This is a genomic window from Flavobacterium sp. HNIBRBA15423, from assembly GCF_052655965.1.
Genome location: NZ_CP199751.1, coordinates 3855965 through 3881247 on the forward strand (window position 1 = coordinate 3855965; position 25283 = coordinate 3881247).

A 25283-nucleotide genomic window follows, 5' to 3' on the forward strand; every position below is an offset into this window, starting at 1 on the left:
TGTTGTTAAAAAAAATGAAAAATGAAAGTAGCGTTAATTACTGGAATTAATGGCCAAGATGGTTCCTATTTAGCAGAATTATTATTAGAAAAAAAATATGATGTTCATGGTATTATAAGAAGAAGCTCAACATTTAACACTGAACGTATTGAACATCTTTACATTGAAAGTTTATTATTAGATCTACATAAGGAAAAGAAAATTAAATTACATTATGGTGATATGACTGATTCAACTAATCTAATTCGATTAGTTCAAGAAATTAGACCTGATGAAATTTATAATTTAGCTGCTCAATCCCATGTAAAAGTATCGTTTGATATGCCAGAATACACAGCTGAAACAGATGCTGTTGGTACACTGAGGTTATTAGAAGCAATTCGAATTTGTAAATTAGAAAAAACAACACGCATTTATCAAGCTTCAACTTCCGAATTATATGGAAAAGTACAAGAAATTCCTCAAACCGAAACCACTCCTTTTTATCCTCGTTCTCCATACGGTGTAGCAAAACTATATGCTTTTTGGATTACAAAAAATTATAGAGAATCATACGGAATATATGCAGTTAATGGCATTTTATTCAATCACGAGTCGGAACGAAGAGGAGAAACCTTTGTTACAAGAAAAATTACTCTAGCAGCTTCAAGAATTAAACATGGTATTCAAGAAAAACTATATTTAGGAAACCTAGATTCACTCAGAGATTGGGGTTATGCTAAAGATTATGTTGAATGTATGTGGTTAATGTTGCAGCAAGATATTCCAGAAGATTATGTTATAGGTACAGGTGTTCAATATTCTGTACGTTATTTTTGTGAATTAGCTTTCCAAGAAGCTGGAATAGAAATAATATGGAAAGATAGAAATGAAAATGAAAAAGGAATCTGTAAAGCTACAGGTAAAATACTTATTGAAGTAGATACTGATTATTATAGACCTGCGGAAGTGGAAACCTTACTAGGAGACCCAACAAAGGCAAAAACTAAATTAGGTTGGAATCCAAATAAAACGTCAATTGAACAACTTGTTAAAATCATGATGAAACATGATTTACAATATGTAAAATTACCCAGAGTATGTTAAAATCGTCTAAAATATTTGTAGCAGGTTCACGTGGGATGGTTGGTTCAGCAATTATCCGAAATTTAAAAGCTACTGGTTTTGAAAATATTATTACTAAATCTTCAAAAGATTTAGATTTGAGAAATCAAAAAGAAGTCTTTGCTTTTTTTGAAAAAGAAAAACCAGAATATGTTTTTTTAGCAGCTGCAAAAGTTGGTGGAATTTATGCAAACAATTCATACCCTGCGGATTTCATATATGATAACATGATGATACAAAATAATGTAATTCATGCTTCCTATAAAAATAATGTAAAAAAATTACTTTTTCTTGGAAGTTCTTGTATTTATCCAAAATTTGCACCGCAACCACTAAAGGAAGAATATTTATTAACAGGCTCTTTAGAACCGACTAATGAAGCTTATGCAATAGCCAAGATTTCAGGTTTAAAAATGTGTGAATTTTATAAAAAACAATACGATTGTAATTTCATTTCGGCTATGCCAACCAATTTATATGGTATAAATGATAACTTTAATTTACAAAATTCGCATGTTTTACCTGCATTATTAAGAAAATTTATTGAAGCCAAGAGTAATAATAGCAACGAAGTAGTAATTTGGGGTTCGGGAACACCTATGCGTGAATTTTTATTTGTAGATGATTTAGCCGAAGCTTGTATTTTCTTAATGCAAAACTATAATGATACTGAAACTGTTAATATTGGTACTGGAATAGATGTTACGATAAAAGAATTGGCTGAAACAATACAGAAAATAGTTGGATTTGAAGGCTATTTAACTTTTGATGCTTCAAAACCTGATGGTACTCCAAGAAAATTACTAGATGTTTCAAAAATTAACAATTTGGGATGGAAACATAAAGTAAATTTAAAAGAAGGTATTCAAAAAACATTAAATTGGTTAAAAGCTGATAACTACGAAATCTTTACTTAATGAAAAAAATTTTTGATAATCATATTATCATGAGTGGAATTTATAAAGGCATTTCTGGAATGTCTTTGTTTTTGTCCATTCGTTTATTAATTGATTATTTAGGTAATGATATGTATGGATTTTGGGTTTTACTTTTTACAGTATTTCAATTAGTTCTTTTAATGGATTTTGGTATTCAAAGTTCTTTAAAAACAAGAATTCCTGTTTTTTTCCACGAGAAAAGAATAGATAAAGTTTCTGTTTTCATAAGTTCAACTTACAAATTTTCAATTATTATATCTTTAATTATTTTTTTATTTTTTCTGATAATTACAAAAACGGTTAATCTGAAGTTAAACTTCAATATTTCAGAATTATCTAAAGATGAAGTTAATTATTTGCTACTCATTAATATTATCTTTTTTTGTATGACTTTCGTTGCAAATATTCATAAATCACTTTATGTTGCTTTTTTAAAGGGAAAATACGCTGAACAATCCATCGCCGTGAATCAGTTTTTATTTTTAGTTTCAATTTGCTTTTTAGTAATATTCTCTAACCAAAATTTATCGAATTTTGCAAAACTTATTCTTATATCTTTCTTAAATGGGAGTATCAGCTTATTTGTTAATATACTATATACAATACGTTTTTTTAAAATTGAATCAATAAAGATTTCTTTACTAAAAACAAAAGAAAACTCATTTTTAAATGATGTTTTTAAACTTGGATTAAAGTTTATGATTATTCAAATAGGGTTTTTATTTATATTTTCTTCTGACAGTTATATTATCTCTAATGCATTTAACCCTAGAGAAGTGGTTGCTTATGAAGTAGTTAATAAGCTTTTTTTGTTTCCATATATGATACTTTTTGCAGCATTGACACCACTTTGGTCATTATTTGCTAAACATTATTTAGAAAAGAATAAAACAAAACTTCTTAATGATTTTAAAAAATTTAATCAATTCTTTATTATTATTCTATTATGTCTAATCTCTTTAACTTTTATTACACCCTTTGTTGTTTCAATTTGGATTAAAGAACCAATAACCTTACCTAATAACCTTGTTTTTTTTACAGCCATTTTAACAGGTTTAAAAATATATGTTAATTTCTATATTCTTTTTTTAAGTGGTTTAGGGAAATTAAATTTTTATATATCTATCTTAATAATAAGTATATTATTAAAAATCCCACTGTCATATTTTTTTGTAGATTTGGGCTTTGGGATTAATAGTGTATTAATATCTTCTCTTATAATTATATTTTTTTGGACATTATTAATACCTTTTAAATCTTATAAAATTGTTAAATCAATTAATATCTAATGAATAATTTTATTTATAAAAATAAAAGTTGGCTTTTGAAAACTAAGCTCTTTTTAAACTCAAATTTAAAATTTGATATTGTTAAATTTCCAACACCTGAGTTATATAGAAGAATCAAACTATTGAAAAATAATAATATTTCTATTGTATTAGATGTTGGTGCAAATATTGGTCAATATGGTTCTGAATTAAGAAGTATTGGTTATAAAGGTAAAATTATATCTTTTGAACCGACTGAAGAAGCCTATGAGAAATTGAGTAAGGTTGCTAAAAAAGATCCAAATTGGGAAGTTCATAATATTTCTTTAGGGGAATTTGATGGTTGGACAGAAATTAATATTTCAAAAAACTCAGTAAGTAGTTCCATTTTAAATAACTTACCTCAATTAACTGAGAGTGCACCTAATGCTATTTTTATAAATAAAGAAAAAATTCAGGTTAAAAAATTAGATTCAATTTTTGATAGTCTTAATATAAAAAATCAGAATATTTATTTTAAAATTGACACACAAGGTTATGAAAATATGGTTTTAGAAGGTGCAAAATATTCTTTATCTCTTATCACAGCTATTCAAATTGAAATGTCTTTAGTGCCAACATATGAAGGAGCGTTATCTTTTGAGCAAATGTCGGAAAAATTAAAAAATCTTAACTTTGAAACCTTTTCAATAGAGAGTGGTTATTATGATAAACAAAGTGGAAGACTTTTAGAGGTTGATGGTGTTTTTATAAAGAACTAATTACAATAATCTTATTATTCTTTTAACAAATTTTACTTCCGTAAATTCTTTTCTTGCATAGACACCATTATTTTTTGCTAAATCAATATAGTTTATCCAATTGTTATATAGAAATTTAAGTTTTTCATATAAATCCTCTTCAGAATTTTTATCACAAAACATAGCATTTTCTTCTGAACAGATATCAGGAATTCCTGCATGCTTAGTTGTAACTATAAAATTATCGAATGCCATTGCTTCGATGATACTTATTGGTTGACCTTCCATGGAAAAAAAAGTAGGTAAACAAAATACATTGCCCCATAATAAAAGATTTTGTTTTTCTATGCCTTCAACTACACCTAAGTATTCAACATCTTTTACCTTTTCAAAATCTAATAAAGGATTACTTGGAACCATTGAACCTGCAATCTTCACTTTAAAAAAAATGTTCTCTTTTTGTAATCTTTCTAATGCATTTAATAATATATTTATCCCTTTTTCCTCTAGCAAATTACTTAGAAAAAATAACTTTATTTCAGAATAATCTTTAACAATTTTAATTTCTTTTAATAATTCATCCTGAACAAAATTAGGTATCGATATTATATCTTTATTATCAATAAATGGTTGTAAATTAGGCCTTAAGCTTTCAGATAATACAATTCCTTTATCAAATTTTTTTAATAAAAATGTAAATATATTTTTTTTAATTCCACTTAGATTCTGATACTCAGTAATTAAATAATTACTATGTAAATGAACTATTAAATTTTTATCAAATAACCAGCTTAAAATTATAAAAGGAGCATATTTTAATACTCCAAAAAAAGTAATTCCAATAGTAATATAAATATTTTGATAAAAAATAATTTTATAAGATAAAAAATAATGTTTAATAAAGCTTAGCTTAGCAAAACTAAATGATCCAAAATCAGTTCCTATCCTATCATTATTAGACTCTGTATTAATATAATCAACTTTAAAACCACTTTTTATCAGACCTTTATAAAGAGTGATGTTGGATAAACTTATTCCTTTAATTGGATAAGGAAACTGGCCTATAATTAATGTTTTTCTCAAACTAAATCCTTTTTTTTGTTATCAATAAAAATTAAAATTGACATAAATGTTGTGAAAATTATAATTCCATTTTGTCTATCTAAAAAACTTTCTGTAGTAAAAAGTAATAAGAAAAAAATTAAAATTGTAATTGCTCTTAAATCTCCTCGTTTTTTAAATTGTAGAAAACAATAAAAAATTGTAGAAAAAAAGAAAAATAAACCAACTATACCTATACTTAATAAGAATTGTAAATATTGATTGTGACAATTTGATTTTTTCTTAGCAATTTTTAAAAAACCTTTTTCCTCAATTCTTTTACACAACACATCATGTGAGTCTCCAATACCATACCCTAACAAAGGCTTCTTTTGTATGAGTTCTAAAGAGTTTTTCCAAAGAATTGTTCGTATTCCTGTAGAAGTCTCCTCATTGTATATAATTTTTTTTTTATCAAATATTTCTTCATATCTCATTCTTATTTCAGGAACAAACATAGAGGAAATAAATCCTAAAAATATAAATCCAAATACAATTAAAAATATTTTCTTGCTTTTCAAAGTTTGAAATAAATAAAATGAAATTACTATAACAAAAGAAAATATAACTCCTTTTCTTGATAAGAAAAAAATACCAGTTATCAGAATAACAAATAATACTATCTTAAGCACTTTAATAAACTTACTATAAATCAAAAAAAATACTGCTAAAGCAAATTGGGTTGATAAATAGATAGGATGGTCACTCAAAAAGTAAAACTCATATGTTATATAAGAATAATAATAGTATAAATCATTTGAAGAAGATAAGTAACCCAAATGTAATATATAAATAATCATAAGTATTACATATATCGCATTTGTAATAATATAGGTCATTAAAAACCATTGTACGAATATTTTTTTGTTTTCGTTGCTTAAAATAGAGAAAGATAGTGGAAAAATTAAAAATGGTGAGCTACGTATTAAATAATCAAATGCTCTGCTTAGATTAGAAGAATAGAATAAAGATAATATATATGCGACTAATACTAAGTTTAGAATGAATATTTTTTTAAATATTGGTTTAGGGTTTTCTTTTTCTTCTTTTTCTTCTTTTTTAAAAAAAAGAAAAAAAGAAAAAACACAAAAAAGAAAAACTAATATCGGCTTAAGCTTAAAAGGTAGTAAAATTATAGCGCCAAATAAAATTCCTATATATTTACTTAATATATTTACTCTCATGTTTCTATATTATTTAAAACTTTCTTTTTAACACTTAACATTCTTAAAAAATAAAAAGAAATAAATAAAAACATTGAATAATAAATATACCTATTAGCTGATCTTAAATTATACTCAAAACTAAAAATAATAAACATAGTTAAGATAAGAATTTGTATAATCGGCAAAAAATACTTTCTTTCTTTAAAGTTTCTTTTTATAAATGAATCAACAAAACTAAAATAGTATCCAAGTATTATATAATAGATACAAAAGAAAACTTTAAACTTTGCTAATTCACCTATCGCAGTAAATGGAGCAAAAATATTACTTCTCATTTTATCTGCAATAAGATACCAATTTGTCATTCTACCAGGCAAAGGGTTTAAACATGTTGTCAACTTACTCCAAGAATAAAAAGTATAAACTTTCATCGTATCGGCAGTAGCATAAAAACCAAAAACCACAGAATAATATATGTTTTTTAATGCGTATTCATAAACTATATATGGTTTTTTATATAATATTCTTGCATAAGGTATTAATCCATGAACATTTGTTTCCGATCTTAACGAAATATTAAATCCAAAAAATAAAATGATAAATGGAATAAAAAAAAGTAAAAAAACAATTCTTTTCTTATTAGAATTTATAGAAATCCAAAAAGTAATTCCAAAAATAATTAAATAGACAGAAGCGAATCTGCTACCCATTGCTAAACCTACTAAAAGGGTTATTAAGATTGAAAAAAAAGAAAAGAGTCTGTTTTTTTTAAACAAAAAACCTGATAAAAAACTTATCAATATAAAAAAAACTTGATAAACTGTTTTAAAAGTAGATGTTTTATTTGGTAAATATTTAGGTCTAGAAAACAATTCTAAGCCATAATCAAAAAAAACCAAAATCAAACTTAATACTAATGTTAGTATCAGTATATTAGAGAGAAATACATAATTTAATTTTATCTTTTTTCTTTCTTTAATTATTTTGGTTTCTAAACTATCATTTATTCTATTTGAATTAAAAATTTTATAAATAAATGTTCCTATCAAAAAAAAAATCATCATCCTTACAAAAACACTAAGTGTCAATCTAAATCTAAAACTCGTTATTTCATCAAAATTATAAAGATTAAATTTTAGATAACTAGGAACTAAATAATGATATAAAATAGTTGTTAAAATAACAATAGAATAAAAAATAAAAAATATATCTACTGGTGAGTATATTTGAATTTTTCTTTTGTAGTAAAAAATCACTAAAAATAATAATAACAAAAAAATACTCACCATATTATAATATTTTTTTTATTATATACTGTCAAAAGGTGAAACTACACTATAAAAATTTGCTACATTATTAACAACATATACATAAGTTTCAGCAGAAACCTGATCAAATAGAAAGATTTGTGGCACATTTCCATTAGGTGTTTTTGTCTTTTTAACCTTTATTGTATATCTGCTATCATTAGATTTTGTCAGAGGAATTTCATGAGTTGCTTCATACCAATTAGATGAATTTAAACCAATAAAAACTTTTCCATTAGTTTTATCTAATATGATAGAATAAAAGTTATCTTCATCTATTTCTAATATTTCCATTTGATATTTGTTTTCAATTTGTTTTATAGAAACCTCTTTCTGTTCTTTAGTACATGACAATTGAATAAATAAACTCAATAATAAAATTATTTTTTTCATCTATATTATTTTATTTTCAAAATTAGATATTTAATACTTATCTAACAATATTATTTTAATTATTTTTGCACTAAACTACATTTATTTATTATCACTTTCTTAATATGAATTCTAATAAAACTATATCAATAATTACAGGTAATTATTATCCTGAAGAAACTGCTATAGGCTTTTACACAACAGAATTTGCTAAAGATTTGAAATGTAAAGGTTACAATGTAAATATAATTACTGGATTTCCTTATTATCCTCAATGGGAAATATCTGATGATTATAAAGATAAAAGTTTATATTACCAAGAAGTCATAGATGATATAAAAATATATAGATATAAAATATATGTTCCAAAAAAAGTAACTTTTAAAGGACGTATAAAAATGATGATGAGTTTCCTTAAGGGAACTATTATAAATATCAATAAAATAAAAAATACTGATTTAGTAATTTGTATCGTTCCTTTTACTTTTTCTATAATTCCAGCTTATTTATTGGCGAAAAAAAGAAAAGCCAAACTTTGGATACATATTCAAGACTTTGAATTTGACTTAGCCTTTGAAACTGGTATTTTTAATAATTTTCTTTCTAATTTTTTAAAAATATTTATTTTTAAAACTGAACGTTTTCTTTTGAGTAAAGCAAATATAATAAGCAGTATAAGCTTTAATATGATAAAAAAAACTAAAGAAAAAGTAAAAAATAAAAGTAAGGAAGTTTTTTATTTTCCAAATTGGGTTTCATCACAAAAAATTAATCCAGCAAAATTTGAACATCATACATATTTTAAGAAAGAAAAGTTTTCAATTTTATATTCAGGTAATATTGGTCAAAAACAAGATTGGGATATTTTTATTGACTTGTGTTATGAAATAAAGATGGAAGATGAAATAGAAATAGTAATTGTTGGAGATGGAACTTTTGCCAAACAACTTAAAAAAATGACATTTGATTTTAAATTTATTCATTTTTATGAACCAGTTGCTTTTAACGAATTAAATAACCTTCTTTGTAGTGCAGATTTACATTTTTTATTTCAAAAAACCGACGTTTTGGACTCTGTAATGCCTTCTAAAATATTGGGTATGATGGCAAGTGGAAGGCCATCAATTATTACTGGGAATATTAATTCTGAAGTTAAAAAAGTTTTTAATGAGGCAAATTGTGGTCACTTCTTATCTCAGGATGATAGTTTAATGTTATACAAACTAATTTTAGATTTAAAAAATAATAATTTATTAAGAGAAAAACATGGTTTAAATGCTAGAAAATATGTTATTGAAAAATTTTCAGAAGAAGTTATTCTTAATGACTTTTCAGATAAAATTAATATTGTTTTAACAACTTAATATTGAAATACTACTTTACCATAATAATGTTCATTAATATTAACTTGATAAGGTCTGTTTTTTAAAATTATATTTCCTGTCGAATAAATGTCTCCCTCAAGAATTATTGGATTCGGGAATATAATTAAATCATTTGAACCCCTATGAAATGCATAAAATTTATTGTTAATAATTAATTTTGAACCATTAAACCTGCCATTTCCCCATGTAAAAAATACATCTAAGTAGTTTACTTGTCCTTCAATAAAAAAATTAGAAACATTATTACTTTCAACAAAAATATAACCATTATCAACATCCAAATAAAAATCTCCAGTTCCTGCCCCATCAGATATATCTATAGAATATAATTTCAATTCTGGATAACGTAACACACCTTCGCTTTTTATATCTTGATTTGTTTTAGAATGAATTTCAGTTAAATTGGGAGTGGTTAAATAAACAATGGTCTGTCCATAATCTCTAGCAATATTACAAGTCGAATTATCTTTAACAACAAGCATATCTCCTTCTAATTTAACCTCTAAATTATCAATTATATTATCACTTGTTTCAATTCTTACTTCATAGTCTGGTCCTTCTTTTATTATTAAACCCACTCCATCGTAAACTTTCACTTTTGTAAAACCTTCTAATGGAAAATTTTGTATTATTCTATTTCCATTTCCCTTAAAACAATCTTCAGATATACCACAACTCGTTGCTATAAATAATAAACTAATAATTAATATGTAATTGTAGTATTTCATTATAATCTTATTCCTAAAGTTGCTTCAATTGCTTCTGCTCTTCCACCATGTGTTTTTAAACCTAATCCTGTAAAGATATTTTTGTAAAGATAATATTTTGCACCAACTCTTTGGTAAATATCTGTTTCATAATCAAAAGGTTTGTAAATATAGTAGCCTAATTGGGTTTCTATAGATAATTTATTAATGAATAATTCATGACCCACAAATAAGCCTATTCTTTTGTAATCTGTATTTGAATCTGTATAATCTTTGTGGTTTTTTGGAAAAGCTACAGAAACAAATTGAATATACTCTTTTAAATATCTTGATAAGAAAACATCTGTTCCTAATTGTAGAGCGCTTTTTCGTCCAATTCTTTTGTCTGCATATAAACCTATATGATAAAACTGTCGTTGCCCTAATGCAGGAACTGGACCTTCAGAAATTCCTGTTCTAAAAGCTATGTTATATTTAATTCTCTCTTTGTATCTTTCTTTTGAAGGTAAAGAATCTATAATAAATTCTTGTTCTTCATCAAGGTTATAATTTAGCCCTAAATTTAAAACTATAGTGTTTATTCCACTATTTGGGGCTTTAAACCTTCCGTTAGAAAAATGAGTAAGCATAAAACCTGCTTGTAACCCTATTTTACCAAAAATATTCTCTTTTTTATATTGTAACAATGCATAAGTGTTATCCATTACTCTTGTTCCAAAAGCATTGTTTTTGTTGTTCGTTTCTTTATCATAAGGATTTGAAGTAATTCCTATTCCTTGTGATATTCTAAACATTAAATTTCGATTGAAAAAATAAAAATTATAATGAATACCCAAAGCAAAATTATGTCCTAAATAGTTGTTTTTGAAGTCTAAATAATGAAAGGAAACACCATAATCTGGATAATTGTAAATCTGTTGCCATTCTTTTTTTCCAAATGTTTTCCAGTTATAACTTAACATAAAGCCATTTGGATGACCCGTAATTAAATGACTAATATCATTAGTGTGTTTATAAATATTTCCTCTGAAAATTTGAGCATCAAAATAAGTTGAACTCTTTTCTTTTTTTTGCGAAAAAGAAAAAAGAAAAAAGAAAAATAATAAAAAGAAAAAATTATTTTTCATTTAACTATACCTTTTGAAGACATTTTAAAAGACTTATTTTCCAATCTTGAATTGATAAATTAAATACTGCTTTAATTTTCGTTTTATCCAAAACGCTATAAGCTGGCCTTTTTGCAGGTGTAGGATAAGCTGATGTTGAAATTGGTTTTAATTTAATATTAATTCCCTTTTGATTAAATATTTCTTTTGCAAATTCGTACCAAGAACAACTTCCTTCATTACTGAAATTGTAAATTCCAAAATTAGCAACTACTTTTTCAAAACCATTAGAAGTAACACATATTTTTATTAAAATTTCTGCTAAATCTACTGCATATGTAGGTGTTCCAATTTGATCATCTACAACTGATAAAGTATCTCTTTCTGAAGCCAAACGTAACATTGTTTTCATGAAATTATTACCAAATTCCGAATATACCCAAGACGTTCTAATGATGTAATATTTATCCCAAATATTTTGAATAGCTTGTTCTCCTTGTAATTTCGTCAAACCATATACACCTGAGGGAAAAGGCACATCGGTTTCTTGTAAACCAAATTTACTCTTTAACGGTAAACGCAATTCTCTATCATAATAGGCTATTCCATTCGAAAAATAAGCATCAAAAACAAAATCTGTCGAAATGTGAAGTAAAATGGTATTATATTCTTTACAAACTTCTGCTAAATTTTGGGCACCATTAGTATTAATATCAAATGCTTTTTCTGGTTCGTTTTCAGCTTTATCAACAGCTGTATAAGCTGCTGTGTTTATACAATAATTAGGATTATATTTTTCAAAAATTGTGAAACAATTCTTCTTGTTAGTAATATCCAATTCCGTAGATGCACAAAAAACAAAATCAATTGAAGAATATTTATCTACAATCGATCGTATTGCATTACCCAATTGACCATTGGCACCCGTAATTAAAACTACCATACTTTTTTTGAATTTTCTAATGTGGGCAATACTTTATCTTTATCTGAAATGATTAGTTTTTCTGAAGGAAAATTCCAATTTATATTAACACTTGAATCATTGAAAATTAAACCACCTTCACTTTCTTTGTTATAAAAATTATCACATTTATAAAAGAATAGTGCTGTATCACTTAGTACTAAAAATCCATGTGCAAAACCTCGAGGTATAAAAAATTGTTTTTGATTATCACCAGTTAATAAAACAGATTCATATTGCCCATAAGTTTTTGAATCTGGACGTAAATCTACTGCAACATCTAATACTTCTCCATTTAAAACACGAACTAATTTTGCTTGAGCATGTTCTCCAGTTTGATAGTGTAACCCTCTTAGAACTCCTTTTATTGAAAAGGATTGGTTATCTTGCACAAAATGTACATTCTGTCCAACTCCATCTGAAAATGTTCTTTCATTAAAACTTTCTAAGAAATATCCTCTATCATCTTTTATAATTTTTGGTTCAAGAACAAAACATCCTTTTAATTTAGTTTCGATAAAATTCATACCTATTCTTTTATTAAACTCATTAAATGAGTTCCATAACCACTTTTTAATAAAGGTTCTGCTATTTTTTTTAATTCTGTTGTAGTAATAAATCCCATTTTATAAGCAGCTTCTTCTATAGCACCTATTTTTAATCCTTGACGTTCCTCTATTACTTGAACAAACTGCCCAGCTTGCATTAAAGATTGAAAAGTTCCAGTATCTAACCACGCAGTTCCTCTGTCAAGAATAGATACTTGCAATTTTCCTTTTTCTAAATATACTTTATTAATATCTGTGATTTCAAGTTCACCACGTGAACTAGGTTTTATATTTGCTGCAATTTCTAATACTTCATTATCGTAGAAATAAATTCCTGGAACAGCATAATTTGATTTAGGTTTTGTGGGTTTTTCTTCAATAGAAAGAACCTTCCCTTCTTTATCAAAATCAACAACTCCATATCGCTCAGGATCATGAACATGATATGCATAAACGATTCCTCCTTTAGGATCATTATTAGCTTGTAAAAGTTCTGCTAAACCAGTTCCATAAAAAATGTTATCTCCTAAAATTAGTGCTACTTTATCATTACCAACAAATTCTTTTCCAATTATAAAAGCTTCTGCTAATCCATTTGGATTTTCTTGTACTGCATATTCAAAACGACATCCTAATCGAGAACCATTTCCTAACAATTTCTCAAAAAGTGTTAAATCTTGAGGAGTTGAAATAATTAATATTTCACGAATTCCTGCCCACATCAATGTTGATAATGGATAGTAAATCATAGGTTTATCATAAATAGGCATTAATTGTTTACTAACTGCTAAGGTTAATGGATGTAAACGTGTTCCTGAACCACCTGCTAATATTATTCCTTTCATATTTATAACTTCTAAACTTGAAACTTTTTTAAGTACCAATCAACCGTTTTCTCAATACCTGTTTCAAAATTTTCATCGGCTTTCCATCCTAATTCATTTTCAATTTTAGTTGCATCAATAGCATATCTTCTATCATGACCTGGTCGGTCTTTAACAAAAGAAATTAAATCCTGATATTTTCCTTCTTTCTTTGGTAGCTTTTTATTTAAAATTTCACAAATGGAATCAACAATGTATAAATTATTTCGCTCATTTCTACCGCCAATATTATAAGTTTCACCTGATTTGCCTTTTTTAAAAGCTAATTCAATTCCTTTACAATGATCAATTACATATAACCAGTCTCGTACATTTTTTCCATCTCCATAAATAGGAATATTTTCACCTGCAATTGCTTTACGTATTACGGTTGGGATTAACTTTTCATTGTGTTGTTTAGGTCCGTAATTATTTGAACAATTAGTTGTTACAACATTCATTCCATAGGTATGAAAATAACTTCTTACAATCATATCTGAGCCTGCTTTTGAAGCAGAATAAGGGCTATTTGGAGCATAGGGTGTGGTTTCTTCAAATAAGCCTGTTTCGCCTAATGTACCATAAACCTCATCCGTAGAAACATGATGAAAACGTGCATTTTTAAACTCATCTTTATAGTCATTAGGTCCGTTCATCCATAATTTTCTAGAAGAATCTAAAAGATTAAAAGTTCCTAAAACATTGGTTTTAATAAATGCTTCTGGACCAGAAATCGAATTATCAACATGACTTTCGGCTGCAAAGTGAATAACAGCATGAAATTGATATTTCTGAAATAATTTTTCGATAAAATGACTGTCGCATATATCTCCTTTTACAAAAGTATAATTAGAATTATTCTCAATTTCTATTAAATTTTCTAAATTACCTGCATAAGTTATGGCATCTAAATTGACCAAATGATATTCTAGATTGTTTTCTAAAAAATAAGGAATAAAATTAGATCCTATAAAACCTGCTCCTCCTGTAATTAAAATATGCATCATTTATTGATTTCTTTTAATAATTTGATTTTTATAAAATCTTCTTAAAACATCTACTATAAAGAAAAGTATTAGCAAAATAAAAGGAATGACTATTTTCATTTTATTTTTAAGTCCTTCATTATTTTTGATATTAATAGTTGAACTAATTTCCTTAATCGTCTTATCTGAATTGATTAAGCTAATTCTGTTATTACCTTGTGCTTCTACTAATGCTTCTTTTGTTTTAATAATATCATTTAGTTGATTGTTTTCATTATAATAAACTAATTTATCATTCTTTTGATTGTTTGAAGAAGTAGATGCAAATTCGTTTAATAAAGAGTTTATTTGAGCTATAGTACTATCATTTGCAATCATTTTTTCTTGTATATTTTGCAAATTTTGTTTCTTTATCGATTCAAAATAATCTGAAGTATTTAAAAAAGTTAAAATAGGTTCAACCGTTTTTTTATAATTTGTTATTCCTTTTGTATTAAATTTAATGCTATGAAAAGGATAATTTTTACTAGTTATATCATTTTCAATTATTTTTTGTAAATCGCCATCTTCAGCCATTAATTTAATTAAATCGAAATTTTCAGGCTTATTCGTTATAAACTTATAAACATCAATTATTGGTTCTATTTCTATTTTACCGAAATTTTCAATCTCTTTGATTCCAATAGAATTTAAAAACAAGGTGTCCTTTTCTTTGTTTTTTGCATTTAATAAATCAATTTTTGCATAAAGATAATCAGCACTTCCAAAATTTGGAGTTACTATAATAGTATGACTATATGCTTTATTATTTTTATCTAAATAAAAACCAATACCAACACCTAAAACAAGTAATACAATTAAAATTATTATGTTTCTTTTAACGAAAAGAATAAAATCAAAAATCAAATCTAAAAAAGAATTGAAAAAGTCTTTCATTTTTTTAAAAACTTGCCCTAAATCAATTTCTTGGTCTTGAGAATTTGTACTCATAAAAAATTTAGTTTACGTTAAATATTTGTTCTAGTATTTTAATTGTAATTAAATATGTTGGTTTAACACCTGTTGTTCCTAAACCTCCTGAAGCCAGTGTGCTTCCAGTTTCCAAAGGATTATCTGAAGCATAATAAGCATAACGCACTTTTACATCAGCATTAATACTTTTTCTAATTCTTGAAGCTGATTGAATTGCTTTTTGATAATAAGCTCCTTCCATTTCTAAACCAATAGCTTCCCAAGTTGATTCATGGAAAAATTTTAATAAATCTCTATTTTGTAAAGATGTTCCCAAAACTGTAATCATTGGTCCTGAAAAAACTGGTATACCATTTCCTTCAAACATTTTAACTGTTAATTCATTTTCAAAAGGATAGTTGTCAGCAGTTCCTTCATTTACATGAGCATTAGGAATCATAATGTCTCCTTTACCTCCTTGTAAAATACCTGCTTTACCCATTATTGATACTGATTCAACGTTTAAAAACAATTTGTTCTTTTTATCTGTTTTAAAAGGCTTCAATAATTCATCTATAGTTTCAAATGCTTGCTCTCCAAAAGCATAATCCATAACAATTAAAACTGGTTTTTGCTCTTCTATTTTTGAATTAGAAAATATCGTTTTCTTAAAATCTATTTTAGCTGTATCAAAAATTTGAACATCTATATTAGTTCCCGAAGTATCTGGTAAAGAAATCATGCCTTGTTTAAAAGCATATTCTTCCACTTTTTTTCGTAAGTCTTTGTTACTAGAACTACTCAAATCTTCAAAAATTTGAAATTCTGAAGACTCTTTATATTTTTTTCCTATTACAGGTTCAGCAAAAATCGAATTCATTACACTGTGCATATTGGCACTAATAATATGCAATGGTCTTTCTATTAAATTATTTGCTAATAATACTTCCTTTATATTGGTTGCCCAAATATCACCATAAATGTGATGACCTAATCTTTCTCTTAAAATTGGGCTAAAAGTTATTGTACGTTTGTTATTATCTACTATTTCTTCAATTGCAAGTTTTCCTAACCAATAAACTACATGAATAAAACGATCAGGTGCTTCGAAAATAGCAAAATCATCATAAATATCTTTTACCTCAGCGAAAGTTCTTCCCAACACATTTGCTGCATGTGAAATAGCTTTCTCTCTTTCAATTAAAGTTAGTTTTTTAGTTTGGCTCACAACTTGCTCCAACTTTTGCCAATCTCTTGTAACCGAACCATCATCTGCAATTAAAACTCTATTTTTAATCTTATGAGATTCTATAAAAATAAATGTTAGGTGCGTTAAAATATCATAAATATCTGAACGACCTCTGGTAATTTCCACATTCATTTGTTCATCGTCAATGCGATAACAATTTCTCCTTCTTTTAGGTGGAACAATTGGTTTAAAATGTGAATTAGAATATCCTTCATCAGAAGTTAAATTAATGTAACGGCATTCTTCGATTCCAATGGGAAGTCTTTCAATTACATATAATAATCCATTTAACTCTACTTTTTCTTCTGCTATACTTCCATAAATTTCTGGTCGAAGTGAAAGTAATGCTTCTCTTAAAGTTTCACCTGAAACACCCATAGGTTTATAAAATCCTCTGTTAAATAAATGTCTCATCGTAATGTACAGTCGTTCAATAGCTGCTGACGACTCTTGCGCTCTTGAACGCGAAATGTTCTTAATGTCCTTCATTAATATTTTGTTTATCTAACCGACAAAGGTAATATTTTTATTTTTTAATTGGTTAACGTTAGATTAATAGCTGGTTCAAATATTGTTAATTTATCCAATGAATTTTTTTTATTGACTTTTTTATTCCATTTTCCACCAAAAAAACTATACAAAAAATCCCTTTCTACATAATTATATAAAACTAATGGATAATATGTTTTTTGCGTTTTCTCTCTTTTTGTATAAGGATCAATTATTTGTCTTTCTAATTGGTTACTTTCAATCATTAACTTTTCATAGGCTACAAAAATACCATTTTCAGGCATTACCAAATTATAATTAGAAATATCAAACTTATTTTTTAAAATTCCTTTCTTTATAGTTACTAATAAATTTTCATTTAACAACTCTTCTCCTGGAGAACCATCTTCATTAACACTATAAAAATGGATTTTTATAGTAGCTTTTTCAATCTTACTATCCGTTTGAATACTAACTTTTTTAATAAACTTTGTCTTGTTATAAGAATCTTTGTATGGGAAATATTTTGCTTCAATTTTAGGCCCATTATCAAATGTTTGCAAAATAGCATTTGGGGTTTTGCCTATTTCTATCTCTTTTGTCTCTTTTTTATTTAAAACAACAACTTCATTAAGTTCTATGACAGAAGGTTTTAAGAAAACTTCTTTTGCATTTACAGCCTTAACTGTTTTCTTATGGAATCCTAAAGCGGAAAAAACTAATTTTTTATTGATATCCTTAACAAGAATAAAAAAACTTCCGTCAAGATCTGATGTAGTACCTATTTCTTCATTTTCAACCCAAATATTTACAAAGGGAATAGGATTTCCAGTAAGACTATCTTTAATTACCCCTTTTATTTGAGCTGAAATTGTGTAAGTGATGAAAATTAATAATAGTATATAAAACTTTCTTACTTTCATTTTTATAATATAGTCTTTAATTTGTCCACTATATTTCTATTATCACTTAATCTAGGTAATTTATTTTGTCCACCTAATTTTCCTATTGATTTCATATAATCTTGAAAGCCACCTTTAGCCACTTTTGAAATAACTAATGTTCGTAAAACCTTACCTACAATTAAATCTTCATAATATATGTTTTGTTTGCGCATAGCTTTATCAATTTTTAAAGCAAATTCTTCTAAATCATTTGGCTCATTTTCAAATTCAATAAACCACTCATGATAAGGTAATCCATCTTGAGGAGAAATTTGTGGTGCAACTGTAAATTCATTTACAGAAATAGTTGTTCCTTCTGTTGCTTCTTGCAAAGCACTTTCCACTTCTTTTGCTATTACATGTTCTCCAAAGGCAGAAATGAAGTGCTTTATTCGACCAGAAACAATAACTCTATACGGTTTTATGCTTGTAAACTGAATGGTGTCTCCAATATTATAAGCCCACAAACCAGCATTTGTAGAAATAATTAAAACATAATTGATACCTAGTTCAACTTCTCCAATGGTATATCTTTTTGGTTCCAAACCTTCAGAGTTTGTGTAAAACTCATCTGCCTTAATAAATTCATAGAAAATTCCAGAATTGAGCAACAATAACATCCCTTTTTCTTTTTGAGAATCCTGATAGGCAAAAAACCCTTCAGAAGCTGGAAAAAGCTCTATAGAATCTACTTTTCTACCTATTAAATTTTCAAACTTAGCTCTATAGGGTTCATAATTAACACCCCCATAAATAAATAAATTGAAGTTTTTAAAAATTTCCCCTACGGGTTTATTGGTTTTCTCTTTTAATTTTTCAAAATACATTTGCACCCAAGAAGGAATTCCTGAAATAACAGCCATATCTTCTTTTATAGTTTCATCAACAATTGCATTTACTTTAGTTTCCCAATCTTCAATACAATTTGTTTCCCAACTAGGCATTCTGTTTTTTTGTAAATATTTTGGAACAAAATGTGCTACAATTCCAGATAATCTTCCAAATTTTATTCCGTTTTTATCTTCTAAAATAGGACTGCCTTGTAAAAATATCATTTTACCATCTACAAAATTCGCATTTCCTGTTTCATGAATATAATTTAAAATGGCATTTCTAGCCGCTTGAATATGAAAAGGCATCGATTCTTTTGTAAGTGGTATATATTTTGCACCAGATGTTGTTCCAGATGTTTTAGCAAAATATAGTGGTTTTCCTTTCCAAAGTATGTTTTCTTCTCCTTTTACAACACTTTCTATATAAGGTTTTAATTGCTCATAATCTCGTACTGGAACAACATTTGAAAAATCTTCAAAGGATTTTATATTTTTAAAATTATGCTCTTTACCAAATTGTGTTTCTTTGGCTGCTTGTATTAATTGTTGAAATACTTTCTTCTGGGTTTCAATAGGATTTTTAATCCATTTTTGATTTTTCTGATGTACTTGTTTCGCAAAAATTTTTGCAGCAAAAATCTTAATTGACATATTCTTATTGAAAGTTAATAAACTGTGTGGGATTTATTGGAAAACCATCTTTCCAAAGCTCAAAACGAAGATTAATACTTTCATCTTTATTTGAAGTATTCCCCGCTAACGCAATAACTTCACCTGATTTAACTGTATCACCTTGCTTTTTTGTAGCAGAAGCAGCATTTTTATAAACAGATAATATCCCTTCTTGATGCTCTACAATTACAACATAACCATAGGATGGTGTCCATTCAGAAAAAATGATAGTTCCTGAAGCAACCGATTTAATTGGAGTATTATTTGCTAAAGCAACTTTAACCGCTAAAAAATTATTTTTTGCACTATAGTTTTCTATAATTGTTCCTTGTGCTGGTGTGAACAAAACAAAATTAACTTTTGGTTTTGCGTTTTCAAAAACATTATATTTATCTTCTTGAATTACTTTATTTCTCAATTCCTTTTCAACTTCAGAAGTAGCAATGCTATTTTCATCGATGCTTTGTTTTTCAGATGCTATTAAAGAATCTTTATTCCATTTTGCATATTCTAAATCTCCAGTTAATACTTTTTTAATAGAAGCGATGTAAATATCATTTAATTCAACTGATTTTTGAAGTGAGTCTGACTTTATGGCTAAATTCATAGCATCTTTTTTCAACTGTGTTGAAGCATATCCAGGAATATATTCTCTTAATGGAGTAAAAGCGATAATATAAGTTGTAATACCAATTAAAAAAATAGCAGATAAAGTTACCACAACAAAAACATTCATTAAATTTAGTTTTAAAGAGAATGTTTCTTCAAAAGTATCTTCATTAAGAATAACTAATCTTCTTTTATTGAATAACTTGTTTAAAAGTAACTGTCTTTTCTGTCTTTTTTTTGCCATTTAACTTTTAATTATATACATACAAATATACTAATTACAACGGTTTTTTAAGTTAAACAGTATAATTATTAGTTAAAAAATAAAGGTTTATCTTTTTCTTGTTATCTTTGTATTATTAATTATTAAAATCATGAATGCATTAACAATATTTTTAGGTATTACTGGACCATGGCAAATTGCTCTTGTCGTGATTGTCATTTTATTACTTTTTGGTGGTAAAAAAATTCCTGAATTAATGAAAGGTTTAGGTAGTGGAATTAAAGAATTTAAAAATGCTGCTAAAGAAGAAGATCAAAAATTGACAAAAAAAGAAGACGATACTAAAGAATAGTCTTAATAAATCCAATAATAAAAGTCCCAAATTCTAGTTATATAACTAGAATTTGGGACTTTTATTATTTACAATATCATCGTCAATTGAATTCTTTTCCTAGCTTCATCCACCTCAACAACTTTTACCTGAACGTGTTGATGTAATTTTACTACTTCATTCACATCAGAAACAAAACCTTCTTTTAGTTGGGAAATGTGAACCAAACCACTTTCTTTGATTCCAACATCTACGAAACAACCAAAAGCAGTAATATTATTTACAATTCCAGGTAAAATCATTCCTGTTCGTAAATCTTTGATGGTTTTTACATTGGCATCAAATTCAAAAACTTTGGCTGATTTTCTTGGATCTAAACCTGGTTTTTCTAATTCTTTTATGATGTCTTTTAAACCTAAAATTCCGATTTCTTCAGTGATGTAGTTTTCTAATTTTATTTGACTTATTTTTTCTTTATTAGCAATTAATTCGTTAACCGAAATTTTTAAATCTTTTGCCATTTTTTCGACAATTTTATAAGCTTCTGGGTGAACAGCTGAATTATCTAACGGATTTTTTCCATCTTTAATTCTAATAAAAGCAGCTGCTTGTTGATAGGCTTTTTCTCCTAATCTAGGTACTTTTTTGATTTGCTTTCTGTCTTCAAATGGACCATTTTCTGAACGATAAGCCACTATGTTTTCTGCCATTTTTTCACCAATTCCAGAAACGTAACTTAACAAAGATTTACTAGCTGTATTGATGTTGATTCCAACAGAATTCACGCATCTTACAACAACTGTATCTAATTCTTCTTTTAATTTAGTTTGATCTACATCATGTTGGTATTGTCCAACACCGATAGATTTTGCGTCAATTTTCACCAATTCTGCTAAAGGATCTGAAAGTCGTCTTCCAATAGAAACTGAACCTCGAACCGTTACATCATAAGTTGGAAATTCTTCACGAGCAATTTTACTAGCAGAATATACTGATGCTCCAGCTTCTGAAACTACAAATACTTGAACCGGTTTGTCAAATGCAATTTTTTTAATAAAAAATTCTGTTTCACGACTAGCTGTTCCGTTTCCTATAGAAATGGCTTCAATGTTATAAGCATTTACCATGGAACGTATTTTTTTCATTGCCATAGCCGACTCATTTTGTGGTGCATGCGGATAAATGGTTTCGTTATACAACAAATCTCCTTTTTCGTCTAAACAAACAACTTTACAACCACTTCTATAACCAGGATCGATAGCTAAAATTCGTTTTTCGCCTAAAGGTGGTGCTAATAATAGCTGACCCAAATTTCCAGCAAAAACTTCTATTGCTTTTTCATCGGCTTTTGCTTTCGCTTCTTGCAAAGTTTCATTTGAAATAGTTGGCTCTAATAAGCGTTTGTAACTATCTTTTATCGCAATTTCTACTTGTTCCGTACTTTCGTTTCTTCCTTTTAAAATATTTTCCTCAATAAAATCTATGGCTTCTTCGTTATCAACCTCAACTTTTAATTTAATAAATCCTTCTTTTTCGGCACGAAGCATAGCTAATAATCGATGCGAAGGTGCTTTTGAAATGGGTTCTGACCAATCAAAATATTGCTTGAATTTTTGTGCATCTTCTTCTTCAGCTTTCTTTTTAACCACTTTTGTAGTTACTATAGCTTTTCTTTGGAACAAACGACGCAAATTTTTTCTAATGAAAATATTTTCATTAATCCATTCTGCAATAATATCTCTAGCTCCTTGTAAGGCTTCATCTTCATTTACCACATTTTTAGAAATATATTTAGAAGCTTCAAACTCAATTTCATCATTATTTTGAGCCATAATGATTTTTGCTAATGGTTCTAATCCGTTTTCACGAGCTACATCTGCTTTGGTTTTTTTCTTCTTTTTATAAGGCAAATACAAATCCTCAATTTCTTGTAAATCAAAACTGTTTTGAATTTTAGTTTTTAATTCTAATGTAAGTTGGCCTTGTTCTTCAATAGTTTTTAAAATGGAATCTTTTCTTTTAACGATTTCATCATATTGTTTGGAAAGTTTGGCAATGTTTTCAATTTCAACTTCATCTAAATTTCCAGTTTGGTCTTTTCGGTAACGAGAAATAAATGGAATTGTACAATCTTCTGAAAGTAATTGTAAAGTTGCTTGTATGTTTTTATCAGCAGTGTTTACAACTGATCTTATAAATTGAATATTGGTCATTTTTGTATAAAATTTCTGAGGTGCAATTTATGTAAATTACTTTAGTTGGTGTGCAATGGTAACGAAATTGTGAATAATTTATTCTTGAATCTTCTTAAAAGCATAGCCTATTTTTTCAATCACATCTGTAATCAACATACTTTCTTCGCTTTGCGAATTTAAAGTAATATCAGCTGCCAAACCATGAAGATAAACTCCTAAAATTGCAGAATGAATAGGAGTGTAGTTTTGTGCCAAAAAAGCGGTGATAATTCCTGTTAAAGCGTCACCCGAACCTCCTTTGGCTAAACCAGAATTTCCAGTAGTATTTACAAAAGATTCAAACCCATTTGTGATAAAAGTGTTGTGTCCTTTTAAAACGATAATAGAATTTAATTCTTTAGCTTTTATTATTGCTTTAACTCTTCTTTCTTCTTCTGAATTATGTTTGCCAAACAATCTATCAAATTCTTTAGGATGTGGTGTTAGAATTGAATTTAAAGGCAATTGGTTAAACCAATCTTGATTCATTGCTAAAATATTTAAAGCATCAGCATCAATAACAAGGTTTTCTTTTACTTTTAAAAGAGTAGAATAGACCAATTTTTGAGCTGCTTCATTTTGCTCTAAACCAGAACCTATTCCAACAGCATTATATAATGAAAAATCGATTACTTCCTCTCTAAAATGAAGCATAGCCTCTGGAATGAAATTATTAAATGTCATTTTTTCTTCTTTTGGAATACTGGTTGTAAGTAAACCACTACCTGAACGCAAACATGCTTTTGAGGCAATTAAAGCTGCACCCATTTTATTTGTACTTCCTGCAATTAATAAAACATGACCATAATCTCCTTTGTGAGAATTTTCATTTCTCCTTTTATAAATTTTTTTAATGAAAGTTATATCAATTAACATCTTCTTTATAAATTTAGTATTGCTTTTTAATCACCTCCTTCAAATCTAAAATTTCGCTTCATAAAATTCAAAGCAGCTTCAACGATTTCTCCCATTGAATTTGCTTTTTTAAAATTAACATCAAGAGTAAATTCATAAATTTCCTTTCCCAATTCTTCGATATGTTCCTTTGGTGCTAATGCAGTTGATTTCATCGCTTCTAATAAATCGTAAATTCTTACTTTAGAATCTCTTAATCTTTTTACTAAAACTGACCGTTCTTCATTTTGATACTGTTCAATAGAACTTTGACTTAATTTATTTTGGACTAATTGATTATACTGAAAATTCTCTTTAAAGAGATGGGGTTTATATAATTTAAAACTACCTTCATAACTTTGTTGGTCAAAATCGATGGCTCTAATTTTAAAAACTAACTGGTCAAAATCATAAATAGGAATAATTACAAAATTATAAGAACGCATGTCTCCTAATAAGCCAATCATACAACGTTCATTAAACTTTACAAACTGTTTTGCTATTTGAGCTTTTTCGTGTTCAGTACACTCTTTTAAATTTTTTTCTATAAAAACATCTCCGGGAATACCTACAATATGCTCTTCTATTAAAGTATCTTTAAAAACTAAATAATTAATCCTATTAGGCGATAATATATGTTCTAATTCTAAACCGTAAATCCTAGAAGCATCTGCTTTTTTTATATAAAAATGAGTGTAATTGTCATTTAGAATATTTCTAACTTTAATTCGAAATGGTTTTGAGTTTCCAAAAGTGCAAAAATCAATTTGGTCAACATTTAAAAAAGCAAAACTACTTTCATTTCCATCAGAATGTAAAAGTGTATATATTTTTTTAAGATTTTTATCTATTTCGGCTCTTTCAAATTCGTTATAATAAACTCTCACCCATAATGTATCTTTACCTAGTTTATCAAAAACAGAAATAGCTCCTTGAAAACGCAATAAATCATCATAAAAAACATTCGTTTTAGTTAATCTTTTATATTTATCAAGATAATCACGAAGTGGTTTATTTATAGGAAAATATTCTTTTTTAAATTGTTGTTTGTCGTTGCTCATGTTTTTGTAAGATACTATTTTTAAGAAAAAGAAAGATGTTTATTAATCTTAAACTATATAATTCTTAGAATCTTTTAAAAATTAGGGTTGAATATTACTATTATTCATTTTAATTTTTTCAAAAAAAGAAAATCATTTACAATAATTACCAATAATATTAAGCATATTACAAAATAGAATCAATAACAATATTATAGTTAAACTTCTTGCTTAAATTATTATTTTCAACGAATTTTAATAG

The 25283-nt window shown here is 26.9% G+C and carries 24 protein-coding genes; 6 read left to right on the forward strand and 18 right to left on the reverse strand.

What is annotated here, in order from left to right:
- The first annotated feature begins 21 nt into the window (after positions 1-21).
- From gmd to ACULEV_RS17200, 4 genes are read left to right on the forward strand one after another with little or no spacing between them, the layout of a single operon-like run.
- Positions 22-1086, forward strand: coding sequence for a GDP-mannose 4,6-dehydratase (gene gmd / locus ACULEV_RS17185; protein ID WP_445456274.1), 1065 nt, complete (start codon positions 22-24; stop codon positions 1084-1086).
- On the forward strand, positions 1080-2021 hold the full coding sequence (fcl, locus tag ACULEV_RS17190; protein WP_445456275.1) for a GDP-L-fucose synthase: 942 nt from the start codon (positions 1080-1082) through the stop codon (positions 2019-2021). The genes gmd and fcl overlap by 7 nt, the downstream gene beginning before the upstream one ends.
- Entirely contained in the window at positions 2021-3331 is a 1311-nt protein-coding gene (locus ACULEV_RS17195) for an oligosaccharide flippase family protein (protein WP_445456276.1), read from the forward strand. Before fcl ends, ACULEV_RS17195 begins: the two co-directional genes overlap by 1 nt.
- Before the next feature lie 35 nt (positions 3332-3366).
- On the forward strand, positions 3367-4071 hold the full coding sequence (locus tag ACULEV_RS17200; RefSeq protein WP_445456277.1) for an FkbM family methyltransferase: 705 nt from the start codon (positions 3367-3369) through the stop codon (positions 4069-4071).
- On the opposite strand, the gene ACULEV_RS17205 is transcribed toward ACULEV_RS17200, so the two are convergent.
- The 4 genes from ACULEV_RS17205 to ACULEV_RS17220 all read right to left on the reverse strand — a co-directional run bounded on the left by ACULEV_RS17205 (position 4072) and on the right by ACULEV_RS17220 (position 8017).
- A complete protein-coding gene (locus ACULEV_RS17205) occupies positions 4072-5133 on the reverse strand; it encodes a glycosyltransferase family 4 protein (protein ID WP_445456278.1) in 1062 nt (353 codons plus the stop codon). It lies immediately after the preceding gene.
- Positions 5130-5990 (reverse strand): O-antigen ligase family protein, encoded by an 861-nt coding sequence (locus tag ACULEV_RS17210; protein WP_445456279.1) that lies wholly within the window; start codon positions 5988-5990, stop codon positions 5130-5132. The genes ACULEV_RS17205 and ACULEV_RS17210 overlap by 4 nt, the downstream gene beginning before the upstream one ends.
- Positions 5991-6331: 341 nt before the next feature.
- Entirely contained in the window at positions 6332-7027 is a 696-nt protein-coding gene (locus ACULEV_RS17215; protein ID WP_445456280.1) for a hypothetical protein, read from the reverse strand.
- Positions 7028-7624: 597 nt separating this feature from the next.
- Positions 7625-8017: a hypothetical protein gene (locus ACULEV_RS17220; RefSeq protein WP_445456281.1), complete on the reverse strand. Its 393-nt coding sequence runs from the start codon at positions 8015-8017 to the stop codon at positions 7625-7627.
- Positions 8018-8121: 104 nt separating this feature from the next.
- Between ACULEV_RS17220 and ACULEV_RS17225 the strand changes: the two genes are divergently transcribed.
- A complete protein-coding gene (locus ACULEV_RS17225) occupies positions 8122-9360 on the forward strand; it encodes a WcaI family glycosyltransferase (RefSeq protein ID WP_445456282.1) in 1239 nt (412 codons plus the stop codon).
- On the opposite strand, the gene ACULEV_RS17230 is transcribed toward ACULEV_RS17225, so the two are convergent.
- The 11 genes from ACULEV_RS17230 to ACULEV_RS17280 are packed head-to-tail and all read right to left on the reverse strand — an operon-like array spanning position 9357 to position 20543.
- Positions 9357-10109 carry a GIN domain-containing protein gene (locus ACULEV_RS17230; RefSeq protein WP_445456283.1) on the reverse strand — a complete coding sequence of 251 codons (753 nt, stop codon included), beginning with the start codon at positions 10107-10109 and terminating at the stop codon, positions 9357-9359. The two genes, ACULEV_RS17225 and ACULEV_RS17230, sit on opposite strands and share 4 nt — an antisense overlap.
- Positions 10109-11215, reverse strand: coding sequence for an acyloxyacyl hydrolase (locus ACULEV_RS17235; protein WP_445456284.1), 1107 nt, complete (start codon positions 11213-11215; stop codon positions 10109-10111). The genes ACULEV_RS17230 and ACULEV_RS17235 overlap by 1 nt, the downstream gene beginning before the upstream one ends.
- A 4-nt stretch (positions 11216-11219) precedes the next feature.
- Positions 11220-12137 (reverse strand): dTDP-4-dehydrorhamnose reductase, encoded by a 918-nt coding sequence (rfbD, locus tag ACULEV_RS17240; RefSeq protein ID WP_445456285.1) that lies wholly within the window; start codon positions 12135-12137, stop codon positions 11220-11222.
- Complete coding sequence (rfbC, locus tag ACULEV_RS17245; RefSeq protein WP_445456286.1) at positions 12131-12682, reverse strand: dTDP-4-dehydrorhamnose 3,5-epimerase; 552 nt, start codon at positions 12680-12682, stop codon at positions 12131-12133. Before rfbC ends, rfbD begins: the two co-directional genes overlap by 7 nt.
- Positions 12683-12684: 2 nt before the next feature.
- Positions 12685-13548 carry a glucose-1-phosphate thymidylyltransferase RfbA gene (gene rfbA, locus ACULEV_RS17250; protein WP_445456287.1) on the reverse strand — a complete coding sequence of 288 codons (864 nt, stop codon included), beginning with the start codon at positions 13546-13548 and terminating at the stop codon, positions 12685-12687.
- A gap of 11 nt (positions 13549-13559) precedes the next feature.
- Positions 13560-14573: a dTDP-glucose 4,6-dehydratase gene (gene rfbB, locus ACULEV_RS17255; protein ID WP_445456288.1), complete on the reverse strand. Its 1014-nt coding sequence runs from the start codon at positions 14571-14573 to the stop codon at positions 13560-13562.
- Positions 14574-15542 (reverse strand): hypothetical protein, encoded by a 969-nt coding sequence (locus ACULEV_RS17260; RefSeq protein WP_445456289.1) that lies wholly within the window; start codon positions 15540-15542, stop codon positions 14574-14576.
- A gap of 7 nt (positions 15543-15549) precedes the next feature.
- The gene (locus ACULEV_RS17265; RefSeq protein WP_445456290.1) at positions 15550-17241 is read right to left on the reverse strand and encodes a DUF6909 family protein; all 1692 of its coding nucleotides are present in this window, start codon (positions 17239-17241) and stop codon (positions 15550-15552) included.
- A 44-nt stretch (positions 17242-17285) separates the two neighbouring features.
- Positions 17286-18164 carry a carboxypeptidase-like regulatory domain-containing protein gene (locus tag ACULEV_RS17270; protein WP_445456291.1) on the reverse strand — a complete coding sequence of 293 codons (879 nt, stop codon included), beginning with the start codon at positions 18162-18164 and terminating at the stop codon, positions 17286-17288.
- Positions 18165-18166: 2 nt separating this feature from the next.
- Positions 18167-19669 carry a GH3 auxin-responsive promoter family protein gene (locus ACULEV_RS17275; protein WP_445456292.1) on the reverse strand — a complete coding sequence of 501 codons (1503 nt, stop codon included), beginning with the start codon at positions 19667-19669 and terminating at the stop codon, positions 18167-18169.
- 4 nt (positions 19670-19673) lie between these two features.
- Positions 19674-20543: a murein hydrolase activator EnvC family protein gene (locus ACULEV_RS17280; protein WP_445456293.1), complete on the reverse strand. Its 870-nt coding sequence runs from the start codon at positions 20541-20543 to the stop codon at positions 19674-19676.
- Positions 20544-20673: 130 nt separating this feature from the next.
- On the opposite strand from ACULEV_RS17280, the gene ACULEV_RS17285 reads away from it, so the two are divergent.
- Positions 20674-20874, forward strand: a complete 201-nt coding sequence (locus ACULEV_RS17285) for a Sec-independent protein translocase subunit TatA/TatB (RefSeq protein ID WP_445456294.1) — start codon at positions 20674-20676, stop codon at positions 20872-20874.
- A 68-nt stretch (positions 20875-20942) separates the two neighbouring features.
- On the opposite strand, the gene ACULEV_RS17290 is transcribed toward ACULEV_RS17285, so the two are convergent.
- From ACULEV_RS17290 to ACULEV_RS17300, 3 genes are all read right to left on the reverse strand, one after another.
- Positions 20943-23066 carry a Tex family protein gene (locus tag ACULEV_RS17290; protein WP_445456295.1) on the reverse strand — a complete coding sequence of 708 codons (2124 nt, stop codon included), beginning with the start codon at positions 23064-23066 and terminating at the stop codon, positions 20943-20945.
- Positions 23067-23144: 78 nt separating this feature from the next.
- Entirely contained in the window at positions 23145-23963 is an 819-nt protein-coding gene (locus ACULEV_RS17295) for an NAD(P)H-hydrate dehydratase (protein ID WP_445456296.1), read from the reverse strand.
- Positions 23964-23989: 26 nt separating this feature from the next.
- Positions 23990-25042, reverse strand: a complete 1053-nt coding sequence (locus tag ACULEV_RS17300; RefSeq protein ID WP_445456297.1) for a hypothetical protein — start codon at positions 25040-25042, stop codon at positions 23990-23992.
- Positions 25043-25283: the final 241 nt, after the last annotated feature.